At 44.8% G+C, this 15602-nt stretch carries 15 protein-coding genes; 3 read left to right on the plus strand and 12 right to left on the minus strand.

The features are described from left to right. Window positions 1-2: 2 nt before the first annotated feature. From AC2JF8_RS04650 to AC2JF8_RS04665, 4 genes are all read right to left on the minus strand, one after another. Window positions 3-653, minus strand: coding sequence for a deoxynucleoside kinase (locus tag AC2JF8_RS04650; RefSeq protein WP_500761764.1), 651 nt, complete (start codon window positions 651-653; stop codon window positions 3-5). A 306-nt stretch (window positions 654-959) separates the two neighbouring features. Further along, window positions 960-1850, minus strand: coding sequence for a LysR family transcriptional regulator (locus AC2JF8_RS04655; RefSeq protein WP_500761490.1), 891 nt, complete (start codon window positions 1848-1850; stop codon window positions 960-962). Between the two features lie 9 nt (window positions 1851-1859). Beyond that, window positions 1860-3284, minus strand: coding sequence for an aryl-sulfate sulfotransferase (locus AC2JF8_RS04660; protein WP_500761492.1), 1425 nt, complete (start codon window positions 3282-3284; stop codon window positions 1860-1862). 11 nt (window positions 3285-3295) lie between these two features. Beyond that, window positions 3296-3601 (minus strand): thioredoxin family protein, encoded by a 306-nt coding sequence (locus AC2JF8_RS04665; RefSeq protein ID WP_500761494.1) that lies wholly within the window; start codon window positions 3599-3601, stop codon window positions 3296-3298. A gap of 170 nt (window positions 3602-3771) precedes the next feature. On the opposite strand from AC2JF8_RS04665, the gene AC2JF8_RS04670 reads away from it, so the two are divergent. Both AC2JF8_RS04670 and AC2JF8_RS04675 read left to right on the plus strand, forming a co-directional pair. Further along, window positions 3772-4746, plus strand: coding sequence for an NAD(P)/FAD-dependent oxidoreductase (locus AC2JF8_RS04670; protein WP_500761496.1), 975 nt, complete (start codon window positions 3772-3774; stop codon window positions 4744-4746). Window positions 4747-4773: 27 nt separating this feature from the next. Beyond that, window positions 4774-5964 (plus strand): MFS transporter, encoded by a 1191-nt coding sequence (locus AC2JF8_RS04675; RefSeq protein WP_500761498.1) that lies wholly within the window; start codon window positions 4774-4776, stop codon window positions 5962-5964. Window positions 5965-6044: 80 nt separating this feature from the next. On the opposite strand, the gene AC2JF8_RS04680 is transcribed toward AC2JF8_RS04675, so the two are convergent. The 6 genes from AC2JF8_RS04680 to AC2JF8_RS04705 all read right to left on the minus strand — a co-directional run bounded on the left by AC2JF8_RS04680 (window position 6045) and on the right by AC2JF8_RS04705 (window position 11963). After that, window positions 6045-6563, minus strand: a complete 519-nt coding sequence (locus AC2JF8_RS04680; RefSeq protein ID WP_500761500.1) for an Asp23/Gls24 family envelope stress response protein — start codon at window positions 6561-6563, stop codon at window positions 6045-6047. Window positions 6564-6585: 22 nt separating this feature from the next. Beyond that, window positions 6586-6765, minus strand: coding sequence for a DUF2273 domain-containing protein (locus AC2JF8_RS04685; RefSeq protein ID WP_500761502.1), 180 nt, complete (start codon window positions 6763-6765; stop codon window positions 6586-6588). Between the two features lie 12 nt (window positions 6766-6777). After that, window positions 6778-7332, minus strand: coding sequence for an alkaline shock response membrane anchor protein AmaP (gene amaP / locus AC2JF8_RS04690; protein ID WP_500761504.1), 555 nt, complete (start codon window positions 7330-7332; stop codon window positions 6778-6780). A 151-nt stretch (window positions 7333-7483) separates the two neighbouring features. Continuing rightward, a complete protein-coding gene (locus AC2JF8_RS04695; protein WP_500761506.1) occupies window positions 7484-8209 on the minus strand; it encodes a glucosamine-6-phosphate deaminase in 726 nt (241 codons plus the stop codon). A 159-nt stretch (window positions 8210-8368) separates the two neighbouring features. Beyond that, entirely contained in the window at window positions 8369-10714 is a 2346-nt protein-coding gene (locus AC2JF8_RS04700) for an ABC transporter ATP-binding protein/permease (protein ID WP_500761508.1), read from the minus strand. A gap of 148 nt (window positions 10715-10862) precedes the next feature. Further along, a complete protein-coding gene (locus tag AC2JF8_RS04705; RefSeq protein ID WP_500761510.1) occupies window positions 10863-11963 on the minus strand; it encodes a YdcF family protein in 1101 nt (366 codons plus the stop codon). A gap of 150 nt (window positions 11964-12113) precedes the next feature. On the opposite strand from AC2JF8_RS04705, the gene AC2JF8_RS04710 reads away from it, so the two are divergent. After that, complete coding sequence (locus AC2JF8_RS04710) at window positions 12114-12794, plus strand: CPBP family intramembrane glutamic endopeptidase (protein WP_500761512.1); 681 nt, start codon at window positions 12114-12116, stop codon at window positions 12792-12794. Between the two features lie 120 nt (window positions 12795-12914). On the opposite strand, the gene AC2JF8_RS04715 is transcribed toward AC2JF8_RS04710, so the two are convergent. Together AC2JF8_RS04715 and cbpB are read right to left on the minus strand one after the other, a co-directional pair. Further along, window positions 12915-14783 (minus strand): heavy metal translocating P-type ATPase, encoded by a 1869-nt coding sequence (locus AC2JF8_RS04715; protein ID WP_500761514.1) that lies wholly within the window; start codon window positions 14781-14783, stop codon window positions 12915-12917. A 183-nt stretch (window positions 14784-14966) separates the two neighbouring features. Next, on the minus strand, window positions 14967-15458 hold the full coding sequence (gene cbpB, locus AC2JF8_RS04720; protein WP_500761516.1) for a cyclic-di-AMP-binding protein CbpB: 492 nt from the start codon (window positions 15456-15458) through the stop codon (window positions 14967-14969). Window positions 15459-15602 lie beyond the last annotated feature (144 nt).

The raw sequence follows: 15602 nt of genomic DNA on the forward strand, positions 1-15602 counted from the left end.
CTTTATTCTAAATTGCCCAATGCGCGCAATTTTTCATCAATTTGACTTAAAACTTCTTTTTTGGCTGCTTCATCAGTAATGAAGTCAAGCTTATCACCGTCGATTTTGATCTTAGGCGATTCGTGATAGCTTTCATACCACGGTTCGTAGTAGCTCAAAAGGCACGCGTAGTAATCCTTGAGGCTTGGATCAGTACTGATCTGCTCGAATGAACGTCCGCGCTTTTCAATCCGTTCTAGCATTGTATCAAGAGACACGTGAATGTAGATTAGCAGGTCAGGCTTCTTGCTCGGGTTGCCAGGGGTGTCTTCCATCATGTTTTTGAGCAAACTGGCATAGATCTGGAATTCCGTTGGATCAGCCACCTTGTTTTCGGCGTTCATCTTAAAGAAGAGCTCGTCTTCGTAAATGGAACGGTCTGAAACGCTATTTTTTTCCTGGATGGCCTGACTGATTTGGGCTAAACGGTGGTTAAGCAAGTAGATGTTGAGCAGAAAGGTATACCGCTTCATGTCCTTATAGTAGAGGGGAAGCACGGGATTATCTTCAATCCCCTCATAAAAAGCCTGCGTGCCTAAATGTTCAGCTAAAATGCTGGTTAAACTGGATTTGCCGGCCCCAATTGGCCCACTTAAAACAATAACTGTCATCACGTTCTTTCTTAAATACAATATATAGATCCTTATCTAGTTTAATACGAGATATTGTGGTACACAAGCAAAAATTAAATTAAAAAATTGCGGGTAATGTCAAGCGGATATTTGGTCTGCAATAAAAAATGCTTATATTTAAAATAAAGCAAGACTAATAATTAATTATCTAAAAATGCAAAGGAGCGTAAAGGGTTCTTATGCCGTTTAATATGATTGCATATTGCATATTTTAAGAGCTGTTACACGTGAAACAAAGCGGTAACAAAAAATCCCCCCTTGAATTTGTTATTCAGGAGGGGGAGTGGGCTACTTATTGTAGCCTAACTGATTAATACAATTAGTAATTAGGTTGATAATTTTCTCTTGGATAGGGGTGATCAATTCCTTGCTCGGATAAAGCAGGAACAAATCCTCCTTTTTTTCTTCTGCCATTGTGATTATTTTTATATTTTTATTGTCATAATCAAAGATAGCAGTTTCTGGCATCATCGTGTAACCAACATTGTGTGACACTGCATTAAGTATCAAGTCACGATTGGCTAACATAATATCTTCCGACTGGAAATCACAGTCACAGTAGTCAGTGAGATAAATGTGGCGGTAATGATATGAAAACAATTGCTGGCGATTTATTTTATCTAACTTTGCCATCGGTGAGTCAGCGGGAACAATGGCAACTACCGGAATTTTGCACAGTAGCTTTTTTTGCATATTGCTTTTATTAATTAACGTCGCAAAACGTTCCTTATTTATGCGATTGATATTCTCAAAAGCGATGTCAGTTTTTCCATCTTCTAGGTTATTTAATACTTGATTAGGACGGCCCTCGTCAGGATAAATCCTTAAATTTGGCATCTTGCGATAAAGGTTGTCAATAATATTTATAAAAATAGTGCTTGAAATCATCGGAATAGAAGTAAGTCTAACAGAGCTGATGCTTTTTCCCCGTGTAGAGAGGCTTTTTATTTCATCTACGCTTTTTTGAATATTTTGTGCAATTCGGTAAATCTCCTGTCCTTTTGCAGTTAGGGTAACGCCACGTCTACCCCGTTCAAAGATTTGAAAACCTAATTCTTTTTCAAGTGAAATTAGTGCCTCACTTAATGTGGGTTGAGAAATAAACAACTCTTTAGCTGCTTGGGATATTGATTTATATTCTGCAATCGCAATAACGTCTTGAATTTGAACTAATTGCATAATGACCTTTTAATCTAGTTCGTCGACGCACGCATCCATTCCCTCACCATAACCGGCAGCGCCTTCGACTTCAACGGTAGTTTCTTTAGTGAAGTTAGGATTAGCAGCACCTTTGACTTGGAATTGATCATTTGCTGGCGGTGTAACTTCGATCTCTTCAGGCTTAGTTAATTGTGGAATCCAATCATAAGGAATTCGATATGCCCGATAAACGAGGTAATTATTGACGTGAGGGTAAACATATTCCCAAACCACTTCTTTATCGGGAGTAACTTCAAGGAATCTACCCTCAGTTCCTTCATCAATCAAGGTGTTTCCATTTGGCAATCTTTGTGTATCGCTGACTAATGGTGAATAGAAACGGTGCTGGTGCCAAATCATGGTTTCACCCAAGTCAGAAGAGTCAAATGTCCATTTCACTTCAAGCGTAATCGGGTCAAATTCAATTACCTTTGAAGTATCAATCCGAGCAGTTTTCATACCGGTCTTAGAGACTTGGTTAGGAATGCCATAACCGGCCCAGCCACCATTATTGAATACTAAAATGTTGCCAGCTCCAGGCAAACCTTTAGGAATCATATGTGCATGGTGCATCCCAACAAGGGGACCGAGTGTCCTTAGTTCAGGACTCATCGTGTAATCGGGCCCAATTTGCCAGACTATTTTGCCTGTTTCGTGGTCAATAATCCACATAATGTTAGCTTCACGTGCATCAATAATAATGTTGTCAGGCGCAAAGCGTTTGTCACCTTGATCATACCACTTGTTGGGCCCTAAGTAACTCGCACAGTTGCAGTGGAAAATGTCACCTTCACCTTCGTCACCCGTATCATGTGTATTAGGATCACGGAATATTGCATTCAATTCGATGTTACTTAAATGAAATTCTTTGAAGTGATCCATTAAGCTCCATGACCACATGATTTCACCCGACCGATTGATTTCAATTAAGACATCTTCAAGCAAAGACTGTGGCGATACCCTTTTCTTCTTCAAGTTATTGTGAGTAAGAATTAACATTTTTTGAAAGTTGTCATTGCTTTCTTGACCCGGAACATAGTAACCAACAGGGTTACCTTCGATTTGGTAGTCATGGTGTTGACGTGCAACCCAAACCTTTCCGGTATCCTCATCATCAACTTCCTGATTATGGTTAAAGCTCCAGAGTTTCTTACCATCCCAATCAACTTCAGTAACGTCAGATTGATCTTGGTAGGCAGCATACCGATCACGTGCTTTTAATGAACCAAATACCTTACCACCGCGAATCATTTTGTTTGGAAAGCCCTGAAGGTTCTTCCACTCATGAACGATTTTACCGTTCATATCAATTAACAGAGTACCTTCACCGTCACCATTAAAAAGCGTATAGCCACTCCAAGTTTTACTTGGGTCAAATTTTACTGTTCCAGTAGGATAAACTGTGCGTCCCATTATGATACCTCCTAATTATTATCAAGCATATCTGCGTAATCATCTTCATCATGATTACCCGTTAGTCTCTTAACCGGTTCGCCATCTTCAAACAAGATGACGTGGGGCACACCCTTTAGGTGAAATTTTGCCTGTAAATTAGGGTGTGCAACTACATCAACGTTATAGAAAGGAATATTCGAATAATCCTGTTCAAGATCAAGAACTTTAGGCTTAACCTTGGCGCAGACAGGACATGTTTTACGAGAAAACATAACCAAACACCTGTTTCCATTTGTTACTAATTCTTCAAAAGAAGCCGGAACCAATTCCTTCATAAAAACCTCCTTAGCAGTTTTACAAATTATATCGTTCACAATATTTATACCATTAAAAATAAGGCTTCAACCATAAGAAAGCGCTATCTAATATAGGCAAATGCTATATCTAAATTAAGAACTTCACATGTAAACTAAAAATAAATATAGATAAGTATTAGGAGGATTACATGGAAAAATATGATGTTGTAATTATCGGTGCAGGTCCTGCGGGATTGACTGCAGGTTTATATAGTAGTCGTTATCAGCTTAAGACCTTAATTCTTGAAAAAGATGAAATAGGGGGCAGAACCAATCAGATAACCAAGTTAACGTCATATCCCGGAATCAAAAACATTTCTGGTCCGGATTTTATCGCTAACTTAAAAGGGCATGCAGAATCTTTTGGCGCAAAGATTATTAAGGCTAAACCTAAAAAAATTATGCTTCAAGATGATTACAAGCTTGTTCATACGCGTAAAGAAGACTACCTGGCTAAGGCCCTAATTGTTGCAACGGGGATGCAGCCAAAGAAGTTTGACGTTCCAGGTGAGGATGAACTTGCCGGTATGGGTGTGTCTTATTGTGCAACCTGTGATGCAGAATTTTATCGCAATCAAAAGGTTGTTGTTATCGGCAGTAATGATCAAGCAATCAACGAAGGCCTGATGACCTGCAAATACGCAAAGGAAGTGGACGTCATCGTTAATCATCCTGAGGGACAATTTGACTGCAGTAGCAAAAACAAAGAGCTAGCTGAAGCTGAACCCAAAATGAAGTTTACTTGGAATTGTGAATTGGTAGCCATTAACGGTGAAATGAACGTTGAAAGTATCATCGTTAAGCACACGGACACTGATAAAAAAGAAAATTTAAGCTGTGATGGTGTCTTCCTTTATGGTGGGATGATTCCTGCTACCGCATTCATTGCAGATCTAGCTTCAACGGATGAAGATGGTTATTTTCACCCTAAGGATGATATGAGCATCACCAAAAATGGTATTTTTGCTGCGGGTGATGTTAGAAAGAGGTATTTAAGTCAAGTCGTGACTTCTGCAAGTGATGGGGCAGTTGCCGCGGCCGGAGCACAAGATTACATTACTCATCATATGTTTGATGACACAGATTCTCAGGCAGAGACAGTTTCCTCTGCATCTCTGCACTAAAAACTAAACATTTTTGAGGCTGAAATTATGAAAAAATTATCACATAATAGTGTGCTGTTTAAAATCTCTCTTCTGTCAATTTCACTTGCAATTATGCTGGCACCGTCAATTTCTCCTGCATTACCATTAATGCATTTTCCGGGCGTCAGTCAAGCACAAATTGATACTTTAAGTACTATTCCTAATTTGATGAAAATTGTGGGCATTTTAATTAGTCCGCTTATTTTTCGCTTTATTGGTAAGAAAAAAACAATTATTATTGGTTTATTGGGCGTAACGGTTTTAGGAATAATTCCTTATTTTAGCAATTCTTATCCCGTTATTTTGCTTTCCCGACTAGCGGTTGGACTTGCTTTTGGCTTATTTATGGCTTTGGCAACCAGCTTAATTGTCCAGCTTTACCGGCAAGACAAAGACACAATGGCTCATATGATGGGTTATCAAAACACCATTCAAACACTGGGCAGTGCCATCGGTTCTTTCGTAGTTGGCTGGTTAGTTTCATTCGGCTGGCACCAAGTTTTTCTTGTGTATCTGATTCCACTGGTATTAATAATTTTATTCGGTTTGTTTGTTAATGGCATTGATGATGAAGACGCTGAAAACAGGCAAATACAGGTTAAGACTAAGAAGCATTTCAAATTTACGGGTGAAGTTCTGCTAATTGTCTTCTTTATGTTTTCCAATTTGATTTTATATATGCCGACCAACTTTACATTGCCTCGTCTAATCATTGCAGGAAATATGGGAACAGCTGCTACATCGGCCTGGGTTACCGGACTCTTAAGGATATTTACCATGGTGACAGCTGCTCTTTTCGGTTTTTTATTAAAGCGAATAGGCAACAAAGTATTTCCGATTGGTTTCGTTATCCAAGTTATTGGTTACTACTTAATTTCTATTTCGTCTAATATTGTTTTTCTATTATTCTCGTTGTTATTGTTAGGCATTGGCAACAGTCTTGTTTTGCCATATCTTTACAACTGGATGGGTCTTTTAACGGATGCTGAAACTTCAAATACCGGTCAATCAATTTTGATGATTGCTTTGAACGTTGGAACGGTTGTTTCACCAACTGTTATGAACGGCGTTAACAAAATGATGGGAACGGCTTCACCACGCAATATTATGTTGATATGTGCGCTGGGCAATGTGATTTTGCTGGCCATCGCTTTGCTTAACTATTTCGTGCAAAAACGCAGGACCAAGGCAAAATAGCTAGTTAAAAGAGCAGACAAAAAGGGGGTGCACCGAGCGTCTTACGGTGCACCCCCTTTTTAGTAATCAAAAGCAATTAGCTACTTAACCCGCTTTTGGTCGTCCTTTTTTTCTTCGTGCTCATCTTTTTGGTCGCCGATTTTGTCCTTCGTATTGCCGATCTTTTCCTTGGCATCCTGGGTCACGTCCGAAATGCGGTCCTGAAGACTGACCGAATCTTTTTCGTGTTCCTTCTTGGTTTTGATGTCAACGACGGTGACGTTCACTTCAACGGTGTCCAGGCCGGTCATTTCCTTGACCTTGTCGTAGATCTTCTGCTTGATTTGGTCATATAGCTTGGTAATCTCGACGCCGTATTCGGCAACAATCTCGATGTCAACGGCAACCTGTTTCTTGCCGACCTCGACGTTGACCCCGGAAGTGACGTCATCGTTGTTAACGATTTTATCCGCGAGGTTGGAGAAAAAACCGCCGTTAATGGTTAAAAGCCCCTTGATATCCGAAAGTGCGATTCCGATAATTTTTTGGATAACCTTGGAATCGTAATTCAAATCACCTTTTACTTCGTGTTTTCCCTGCGTTGTATTATTTTGTGCCATCTTGCATCAATCCCTTCGTGAGTTACTTGTTCTTGAGGTTTTTTAGGAGGGGGTAGTAGTGCCCGCCTAAAGCACCCAAAACCAACATTAAAATAACAAAAATAGTTTTGAAAAATCCCAGTCCCAAAAAGCAGAATGCCAGCAGCAGGCCGACTGCCGCACCGCATATTTCCGGGAGGTATTTTTGCAAATATTCTTTCATTGTCTACCTCCTTTATTGAACGCGTCTCTCTGTCTTTTCGGAATTATGATAATTGACAAACTTAACGACAATCTTCGGCTTCTGTTCAACCCCTAAGAGCAGCTTGAGGTTTTTCCGCAGCTCCTCCAGGTATTCGTCAAGCAGGTCCGCCACGTTTTCACCAGCGCCCAGGTCACCACTGATTTTGATTTTTACCTTGTGATTGGTGAGCCGTGAATCCACCTTGACCTTGTTTAGGTAGGGCAAGCCAGCCAGCGAGCTAGCCACAAAGCCGTTGATTGCCTTGCTGGTAACCTTGATTTGGCCGTCATGCTTGTGAATCAGGTTAAAGTACCGGCGGACGGGCCAGAACAGGGTGACTATTAAACTAATAAGCAGAACCAGTGCAACCAGCGTACTGATTGCGATTAGGTACCAGGTCAATATTGGGTCCGGGGTGCCGGCGGCGGGCAGCCGGATTTTTAAGTATTTTTGCCAAAGACCGCTGGTCTCCCACAAAAAATAAACAGGTAAAGGCAACAATAAAATTATGCTTATTACCATGAACAACTTTTTACTTCGTTTCAATTCATCACCATCCCCTCTATATTAACTTAAGCTTAATACTGATTATTTTGCTATACAAATGATATGCATCGATATATGTACGTTATCGTTTTAGTACAGTGCAGACAAAAAAAGAAGTGCAATTGCACTTCTTTTAAACATAGTTATGAATTTAATTTTTATATTTATCAGACAGTTTGCTTGCTGCGTCCTGGTCGGCAATGACGGTTACGTTCGGGTGCTTTTGCAAGATTGATGCCGGAACGTCTTCGGTAACTGGCCCTTCAATCATCTTTTTGACCGCATCGGCCTTGTTTGTGCCGAATGCCAACAGGACGATTTGCTTGGCCGACATGATGTTGGCGATTCCCATGCAGATGGCGGACTTGGGCACATCCGCGATATTGGCGAAGAAGCGGGAATTGGCCTTGATCGTGTTTTCGGTCAGCTTGACCTCATGGGTAACTGAATCAAACGGGGTGCCCGGCTCGTTAAAGGCAATGTGGCCGTTTTGACCGACGCCTAAAAGCTGCACGTCGAGCGGATTTTCCTTAATAATCTCATTGTAATCCGCTGAAGCGCCTTCGGGGTCTTTGATCGCCTTGAGCCCGTCGGGAACGTATGACTTCTTAAACGGTTTTTGGTCGAAAAGGTGCTTCTGCATGAAGTAGTGGTAGCTCTGGTCGTTGTCCGGACTCAGCCCAACGTATTCATCAAGGTTGATGCTGATCAGATCGCGGTTGTCAACGCTGCTCTTAATCCATTCTTCATATAAGTTCTCCGGGGTCGAGCCGGTTGCTAAACCGATAACTTTTGCACCATTTTCAATACTGCTGCGGAACAGGTCAAAGGCCATGGCACTGCCGCTGGCTTTGTCTTCTGTAATAATAATTTTCATCGTTGCGCCTCCATATTCTTTACGCTAATTATAAATTGGCATATACCAATTTGTCAACTGCTAATTGGCTGATAATTATTAAGTTTGCGTTGCCAAAAAGGCCCGCTTAATGTTTCATATGAAACACTAAACGAGCCTTTTGCACGTGCCACGCGCGTTTTATTCGCTACGCAGGGCCGCTGCCGCATCTTTCTTAGCTGCCATGCGCGCCGGCAGGTGACCGCCCAGCATGGTCAAGATGGTTGAAATAACAATTAAAATCAAAGCGTGAACCGGGTTTAACTGGGCCACGTGGCCCAGCTTGGTAATGTTGTAGAGCACACCGTTGATGGGGAAGACCAGAAGCCAGGCAATGCAGATGCCCAGGACGCCTGAGAACACGCCCAGGATAAAGGTTTCGGCATCGAAGACGCGGGTAATGTCCTTCTTGCGTGCGCCGAGCGCCTTCAGGATGCCAATTTCCTTGGTTCTTTCCAGTACCGAGGTGTAGGTGAGGATGCCAATCATAATCATCGATGTTACGAGCGAGATTGCGGCAAAAGCAACCAGCACGGCCGTGATCCCGCCCAGCAATCCGCCGGTGATTGAAGTCACGGCGCTGGACATGTCGGTGTAAATGATTTTGTCCTTCTTTGCCTTGCCCTTGTTCCACTTGTCCAGGTAATCCAAAACCTTGTCCTTGGAGTTGAAGTTGTTCGGATAGATCATGATGCCAGCTGGCAAAGTGGAGCCGCCGATAGATTGCATTACCTGTTTCTTGCCCGCCGTGTTCATCGGTTGGTTGGTGATTACGTTTTGGCTGGATTTTTTTTGCGCTTTAACGATTGCAGAATGACGATTTTGCTTAATGACTTTCTGGGCCAGCTTGTTGCTGTAAACAATACCGTCGGCGAGCAGGGCCATTGCGTCCTTGTTCTTGGGCCGAATGACGCCCGTGATTTGCAGCTCAATCTTGCTGCTGTCGTACATGGCCGGGTCAGGTTTTCGGGGGATAAAGTTTCCGGTCGGCAAAGCCTGGTAATAGCTGTCATTGCTTGCTACCCTGAACCTGCGTCCGACCAGTTTGTTATAGTTTAGCCTGTGACCGGCTTTGATCTTGATGCCCAGGTTTTTCAGCGAGTTGACGCTGATCGTGTTTTTATTGTCAACAACCAAAACGAGGTCGGTGATCCGGTGAGGCCACTTCCCGCTGAGCAGCTGGTAATTCTCTTTGACCACGTTGCCCTTGCCCTTAGACAGTGCAGTAGGAAAAACGGGTGAGCCCATGAAGGAAGCGCTGGCCGTTTGCGACTGCATCTGGGCCAGTGCCTGCTGGTCGCTGGCACCAGGGGCAAGCGGCGAAAATTCTACGCGTCTGATCTTGCCACCGCTTCGCGCTAACAGGTTGAGGGTGATCCCAACCTGGTAGGAGATGTTGTTGGCGTATTTGGGGCTAATCTTTTTAACGTAATCAATGTACTTCTGGGTGATCTTATTTTGGTGCGTGACCTGCTGGAAGCGGTCCTTTTTGGCCGTGACGTAGCCGCGGCTGCGGACGTTTTTTTCGGCATCGCCGCGCTTGCCGAAGCTGTCCATGTCAGTGGCGGTTTGCGTGATTGTGATGGGGTACTGGGCTAGCGCTTTGCTCATGGTTGTGTCAATCTGCTTTTGAAAGCCGTTTGACAGGGCCAAGACAATCGCAATTGAGATGATTCCGATGCTCGACGCAAAGGCGGTCAATGTGGTACGACCCTTCTTGGTCATGATGTTGGTAAAACTGAGGCTGATTGCGTTCCAGTACGACATCTTGGTGCGCTTGAGCTTAAACGTGTCCTTTTCGCCGGCGGCCGTGAAGGGGTTGGAATCATTGAGGATCTTTCCGTCTTGGAAGTTAACGATCCGGGTTGCGTACTCATTTGCCAGCTTGGGATTGTGGGTCACCATGATAACTAAGCGGTCATTTGACAGCTTCTTAATCAGCTTCATGATCTGCTCGGACGTTTCGGTGTCGAGTGCGCCGGTGGGTTCATCACAAAGCAGTATGTCGGGGTTGTTGGCAAGCGCTCGGGCAATGGCCACACGCTGCATTTGACCGCCGGACAGTTGGTTGGGCCTCTTAGCAATCTGGTCCTTTAATCCCACCTGGGTTAAGGCCTCAACCGCGCGCTGGTGCCGCTCTGAAGCGGAGACGCCGGACAGGTTCATCCCGAGCTCCACGTTGGCGCTGATCGTCAGGTGCGGAATGAGATTATAATTTTGAAAGACAAAGCCCACTGAATTATTGCGGTATGCGTCCCAATCCGTTTCCTTAAAATTTTGGGTAGACTTGCCGTTAATGATTAGATCGCCGCTGTCATAGCGGTCCAGGCCGCCAATCACGTTTAGCAGGGTGGTTTTGCCGGAACCGCTGGGTCCTAGAATGGCAATGAATTCCTGGCTGCGAAACGAAATTGAAACGTCGTCAAGCGCATGGGTAACTGTGTCGCCGACCTGATAAGACTTGCGGAGATTCTTTAATTGAAGCATATGCTGTTCCCTTTTTAATAAATAATAATTATTTTAACACTTACAAAAAAGTAAATCTAAATTGATTTGTCGTTATTAGTAAGTTTAACACAAGCTTGACCGTGAATGATGCATTTTATAAATATCAAATATCGATTTGTATAATCAGCTAGCCCAACAGGGACGTGATTCCGGTTAATTGCTGAACGAGGGTGTACATAACATAGAATATGATAATGGCCAAAACAACAAGCAGGTGGTGCTTCTTGTTGATAAGCAAAACGCCCGCAAATTCACGCACGATCGCATTGGGCAAAAAGTAAAACCTGGTGTAGCAGCCGACGCCGTTTGCGTTTAGTCCTGTTGCCTTGGCGTACAGCGCCGCACGAAAGATGTGGTAATTATTGCTGAAAAACTTGGCGCGAAACTTGGTGCTGCCAAAATCGCTAGCGGCGATGCGTGCGGAAAATTGCATGTTTTGGTAGGTGTTTTTCGATTTGACTTCGAGCAGCAGGTGGTCGGGACTGATGCCCCGCGCCAGTGCATATTCGGCCATTGCCTGGGCCTCGGGGACCTTCTCATCGCTGCCCTGGCCACCGGACATGATTAGCTTGGGCATGGCACGCCCCTTGGCAATCTGCCTTTGGGCGTATTCAATGGCCCGGTTGATGCGTCCGGCAAGAAGGGGCGTAACGGTTTCACCGCCAGCCAGCCCGGCACCCAATACGATTAGGTAGTCCTGGTTGTATTGGCGGGGAACAAACTGGTAGAGCAGCAGGCTGATGAGGAAGTTGTAGGCAACAAGCAGCAGGTAGACGATGATTGCCAGGGGAGCATAGGTAAGGGTCTTAAGCCAGACGGGCAGATTGCTGAAGGGATCGAGCAAAATTAGTGCCCAGGCCCCAAGCAGGAATAGGCCAATAAATAGGGTCAGCAGGTTGGGCAGGGTATGACTTTCACGTTTCCAAACGAAGTAGGCGTTCCACAGAAAGAACAGCCACGAAAAGAGGACCACAAGGTTGATCACGCCCAAAAAAAGCACCAGCAGAATCTCATAGGCCAGGGTCAAAGCCGGAATATTGGTGGACTGCACAATGACGGTCAACCAGATGCCGAGCATGATGAGAAAGACGGAAAAAAGGATGCCGTTGAGCAAACTGCGCGGTTCTTTTAGCCAGAAGACCAAAAAGAAGACAAACGTAGCAAGGAGGAGCAAAGAAAGGTAGATGAAGGGCCGATTCTGGCCAAAAGTCTGAAAAAAGTTAAGCATGATTCCCACCTTACGCGATGATTGTTAAATACATTATAGATAAATGAGAGGAGAAATCCCAGTGAACGGCAGCATCTGTAGTATACTGTGATAATATATATAGCAGTCGCACTAGTAGTGGTGTGCTAATAAGAAAAGGGGAGAGTTTAAATGAAGAAAGTGTTTTATTTCCTGGGAAATATTGGTGCCCTTGTCCTGGCTTTTTTAATGTATGGCTTGGTACAAGGATTTTACTTTTATCCCCTTAAAGTTGAACGGGTGCTGCATCTGGGTGCTGTCCCCTACACGCTCTTAGTAGTGGCAGTTACCGCGTTTGCGTTATTCCTGTTGTTTGTTATTTACCGTAAGCAGCTGGATAAGGGCAATGACTGGAACTTTAATGCACGGCCGCACTGGAGCGTGCGTCGTCTGCTGATTGCGCTTTTAGGATTTGTCCTGCTGGTTGCAGCCAGTGCCGCGACCCAGGCGCTGCTGAAATTGGGAAGTAATGCGACGTCGACTAACGAGGCCGCGTTAAATGACATTTCGCGGCAAGCGGGCGTGTTTTTCCCCCCGATGGTTGCACTTGTTGCGCCCTTATTCGAAGAAACGATCTTTCGCGGACTCCTGTTCAATACCTTTTTCGCCCAAAAGACAACGCTAAGCAAGTGGCTGGGAATACTTGTCAGCGGCTTTGTGTTCGGCTACGTCCACGATCCCGACTTGACCAAATTTCTTTTTGTTTACTGGGCCCTGGGCTGCGTGTTAGCGTGGGTCTACACGACCACGAAGGACCTACGGTATTCAGTGATTGCGCACATACTGTATAATTCACTGGGCCTTCTTGCTTGATGATAGGGTTGATTAATTTCTTGCCCGATTTAATGCGAAGTTGGATGCAGCCGTGAAATTTCTTGCTGATATAAAAAAGCCATGTTCTGCAACATGACTTTTGTTTTTGCCTTGCATGAGTTAGGCTGGGGTCGCAATCCCGGTTTGCTTGGGATTCTTCGGCTTGGTCTTTGCCAAGAGGGCCAGACTGATCGAAATCATGTCAACGACTTCCTGGAGGATGGCTCCCCAGAATGCGGGAATAACCCCCGTAAATGCAATTAGCTCAATAATAATAACGATTGTGATCGCCGTTAAAACGTCAACGTTAGCAACCTTCATGGTGTGCTTGGAAATAGCCACGGCATCATTGATCTTAGACAAATCATTGACCATGATAATGGCGTCAGCACTCTCACTGGCCGCAGATGCACCCTTGGCCCCCATCGCAATGCCAACGTCTGCTGCGGTTAGACTAGGGGCATCGTTGATGCCGTCCCCAGTCATGACGACAGGGCGCTTTTCCTTGCCTACATTCTTGATTGCCGCAATCTTTTCGGCGGGCAGGAGGCTGTCGCGGATGTCCTTAATGCCTACTTCTTGGCCGATTTTAGCGGCAACGTCCTTGTGATCTCCGGTTAGTATCATCATGTGTGCTCCGGTTTGGCGGCGCAGACGCGCAACCGTTTGCGCACTCTCAGGCCGGACCTGGTCCTTGAAGGTAATATAGCCGGCGTACTGGCTATCGATTGAAATGTAAATGGCAGTTGCGTTTACGGCTTGAACTGTTTGGCCGGGACTGACAAAATCCAGTTTGCCGACCTTGACGCGGTGGCCGTCAACCTGGCCGCTGATGCCCTGGCCGGTAGTTTCTTTAATGTCTTTTGCGGGCTTAAGAAGTTCCTTGTCGACCGCATGCACCAGCGAGTTGGCAATAATGTGGGTTGATTGCTGCTCAACGCTGGCGGCGTAGCTCTTTAGCCGTTCTTGGTCAAAGTCGCGGCCGGCGGCTACCACTTCATCGATTACTAGTTGGTTTTCGGTCAGCGTGCCGGTCTTATCAAACGCAAAGGTCTGAGCTGTTGCCAGCTTCTCTAGCGTGGGCCCGGACTTCACAATAATGTGGTTCTTGGACATTGAGCTCATGCCGGAAACCAGGGCAACCGGAGCGGCGATTAAGAGCGGGCAGGGCGATGCAACCACCATCACTTCGGCAAAGTTAATCGGGTTGCCCGAGTGAATCCACGCGCCAATTCCGATTAAGAGGGAAATAATGGTAAACGGGACAGCGTAGCGATCGGCCATTTTGACGAATTTTGCGGGCTTGGCCTGGGATGATTGGACCAGGGCCACGATCGTTTGATATTCTGAATCGCTGGCCTTTTTGGTAACAGCCATTTCAACGGCCACATTTCCGTTGATCGAGCCGGACATGAGTTCATCACCGCTTTTTTTGGTCACGGGAACAGACTCACCGGTCAGTGACGACTGGTCAAAGCTAGATTCGCCGCTCACAACCTGGCCGTCAACGGGTACCTGTTCGCCGGGCTTGATGAGCACGTGATCGCCGATTTGCAACTGGTCAACGTCAACTGCGACGAGTTCCTTGTTGACAATTTTATTGGCAATGGTCGGTGAATTGCTTAAAAGTGAGCGTAATTCTTTATCTGCTTGTCCAGTAGCGTAATCTTCGAGGGTTTCGCCCCCGGTCATCATGACCAAAATCATCCATTCAGCCCAAATATCCCCAATTAGGATAGTGGAAACAACAGCTACAACAGCCAAAAGATCGACGCCATAGCGGCCAGTTTTAAAGTCACTGGCGATTTCGCTTAATAAGGAAAGTGCCATCATTATGCCGACCAAGTCGATTAAAATCGCGTGGACGGGAAATTGCAGGCTGCCGATGTGAAAAATACTGGGAGCATGCAAACCGAACTGGCAGATAAGCCCGATTACCCCAATTGCCAGTACGAGAATGAACTTCCACTGTCGTTTGATGAAACTCATCGTTAAAATTACCTCCTGAATAGATAAAAACGTTGCTGCTTTTATTTTAGCACTAGTTTGCCGCTTTGTTTAGACTGGGTCTAAATTGCTTTTAAAATTTAAGCGGACTGCCTGCAGCGGTTAACAGAAACAAGAAGGAAGCATTGCTTCCTCTTAGCTGGCTGTATCAATGAATCGCTGCTTTTATTGTATTTTGCCTTCGGTGCTGTCTCTTAGGGTCACCTGGTATTCTTTTTCAAGGTTATGGCTAATATAGTTAAAGGCCTTAATCCATTCCCGCCTAGTTAATAGTCCTTGAAAAACGCCGTAATCGTCAATTACGGGCAAGAAGGCGTTGTCAACCAGCAAGTGCAGCTGCGTTTCCAGCGTCGTTTGGACGAAATTGATTTTGTCAAACTTGGTTTGCATGACGTCACTTACCTTAAGTGCGGTTAGGGGATCAAGCGAGATATCGTTGGTTTCTAGCATCTTAGCGGTAATCATTGCCAGACTGAGCAGACCCACGACACGGCTTTCGCGGTCTAGTACCGGAATTTTAGAATACTTAACGCGGGTCAAGATTAGGAAGGCGTGGTACAACGGATTATCGTCTTCAACAAAGGCGATGCGCGACGCGGGGATAATGAATGAACCAGATTTTTCATCAAGCAGGTGCTTGATTGTGGGTGAAAACATGTGTGAGACCTTTCTTAGATAGAGAATTTTCTAGCTTAATCTTATAATAATGAAAAAAGGCCCGCAAGATGTGCGAGCCCGTTTGTTTTCATCTACTTTGAAGGAGTAAGAATGAATGAAATAAAAAGTGGGAGTATGTAGTAA

The organism is Lactobacillus sp. CA30L (genome assembly GCF_059900845.1).

Bases quoted from the DNA above. Each gene is read 5' to 3' on its own strand.
- AC2JF8_RS04695 (WP_500761506.1), bottom strand. From the start codon at position 8,209: ATGAAAATTATTATTACAGAAGACAAAGCCAGCGGCAGTGCCATGGCC.
- AC2JF8_RS04670 (WP_500761496.1), top strand. From the start codon at position 3,772: ATGGAAAAATATGATGTTGTAATTATCGGTGCAGGTCCTGCGGGATTG.
- AC2JF8_RS04675 (WP_500761498.1), top strand. From the start codon at position 4,774: ATGAAAAAATTATCACATAATAGTGTGCTGTTTAAAATCTCTCTTCTG.
- AC2JF8_RS04680 (WP_500761500.1), bottom strand. From the start codon at position 6,563: ATGGCACAAAATAATACAACGCAGGGAAAACACGAAGTAAAAGGTGAT.
- cbpB (WP_500761516.1), bottom strand. From the start codon at position 15,458: ATGTTTTCACCCACAATCAAGCACCTGCTTGATGAAAAATCTGGTTCA.
- AC2JF8_RS04700 (WP_500761508.1), bottom strand. From the start codon at position 10,714: ATGCTTCAATTAAAGAATCTCCGCAAGTCTTATCAGGTCGGCGACACA.
- AC2JF8_RS04715 (WP_500761514.1), bottom strand. From the start codon at position 14,783: ATGAGTTTCATCAAACGACAGTGGAAGTTCATTCTCGTACTGGCAATT.
- AC2JF8_RS04665 (WP_500761494.1), bottom strand. From the start codon at position 3,601: ATGAAGGAATTGGTTCCGGCTTCTTTTGAAGAATTAGTAACAAATGGA.
- AC2JF8_RS04705 (WP_500761510.1), bottom strand. From the start codon at position 11,963: ATGCTTAACTTTTTTCAGACTTTTGGCCAGAATCGGCCCTTCATCTAC.
- AC2JF8_RS04685 (WP_500761502.1), bottom strand. From the start codon at position 6,765: ATGAAAGAATATTTGCAAAAATACCTCCCGGAAATATGCGGTGCGGCA.
- AC2JF8_RS04660 (WP_500761492.1), bottom strand. From the start codon at position 3,284: ATGGGACGCACAGTTTATCCTACTGGAACAGTAAAATTTGACCCAAGT.
- AC2JF8_RS04710 (WP_500761512.1), top strand. From the start codon at position 12,114: ATGAAGAAAGTGTTTTATTTCCTGGGAAATATTGGTGCCCTTGTCCTG.
- AC2JF8_RS04655 (WP_500761490.1), bottom strand. From the start codon at position 1,850: ATGCAATTAGTTCAAATTCAAGACGTTATTGCGATTGCAGAATATAAA.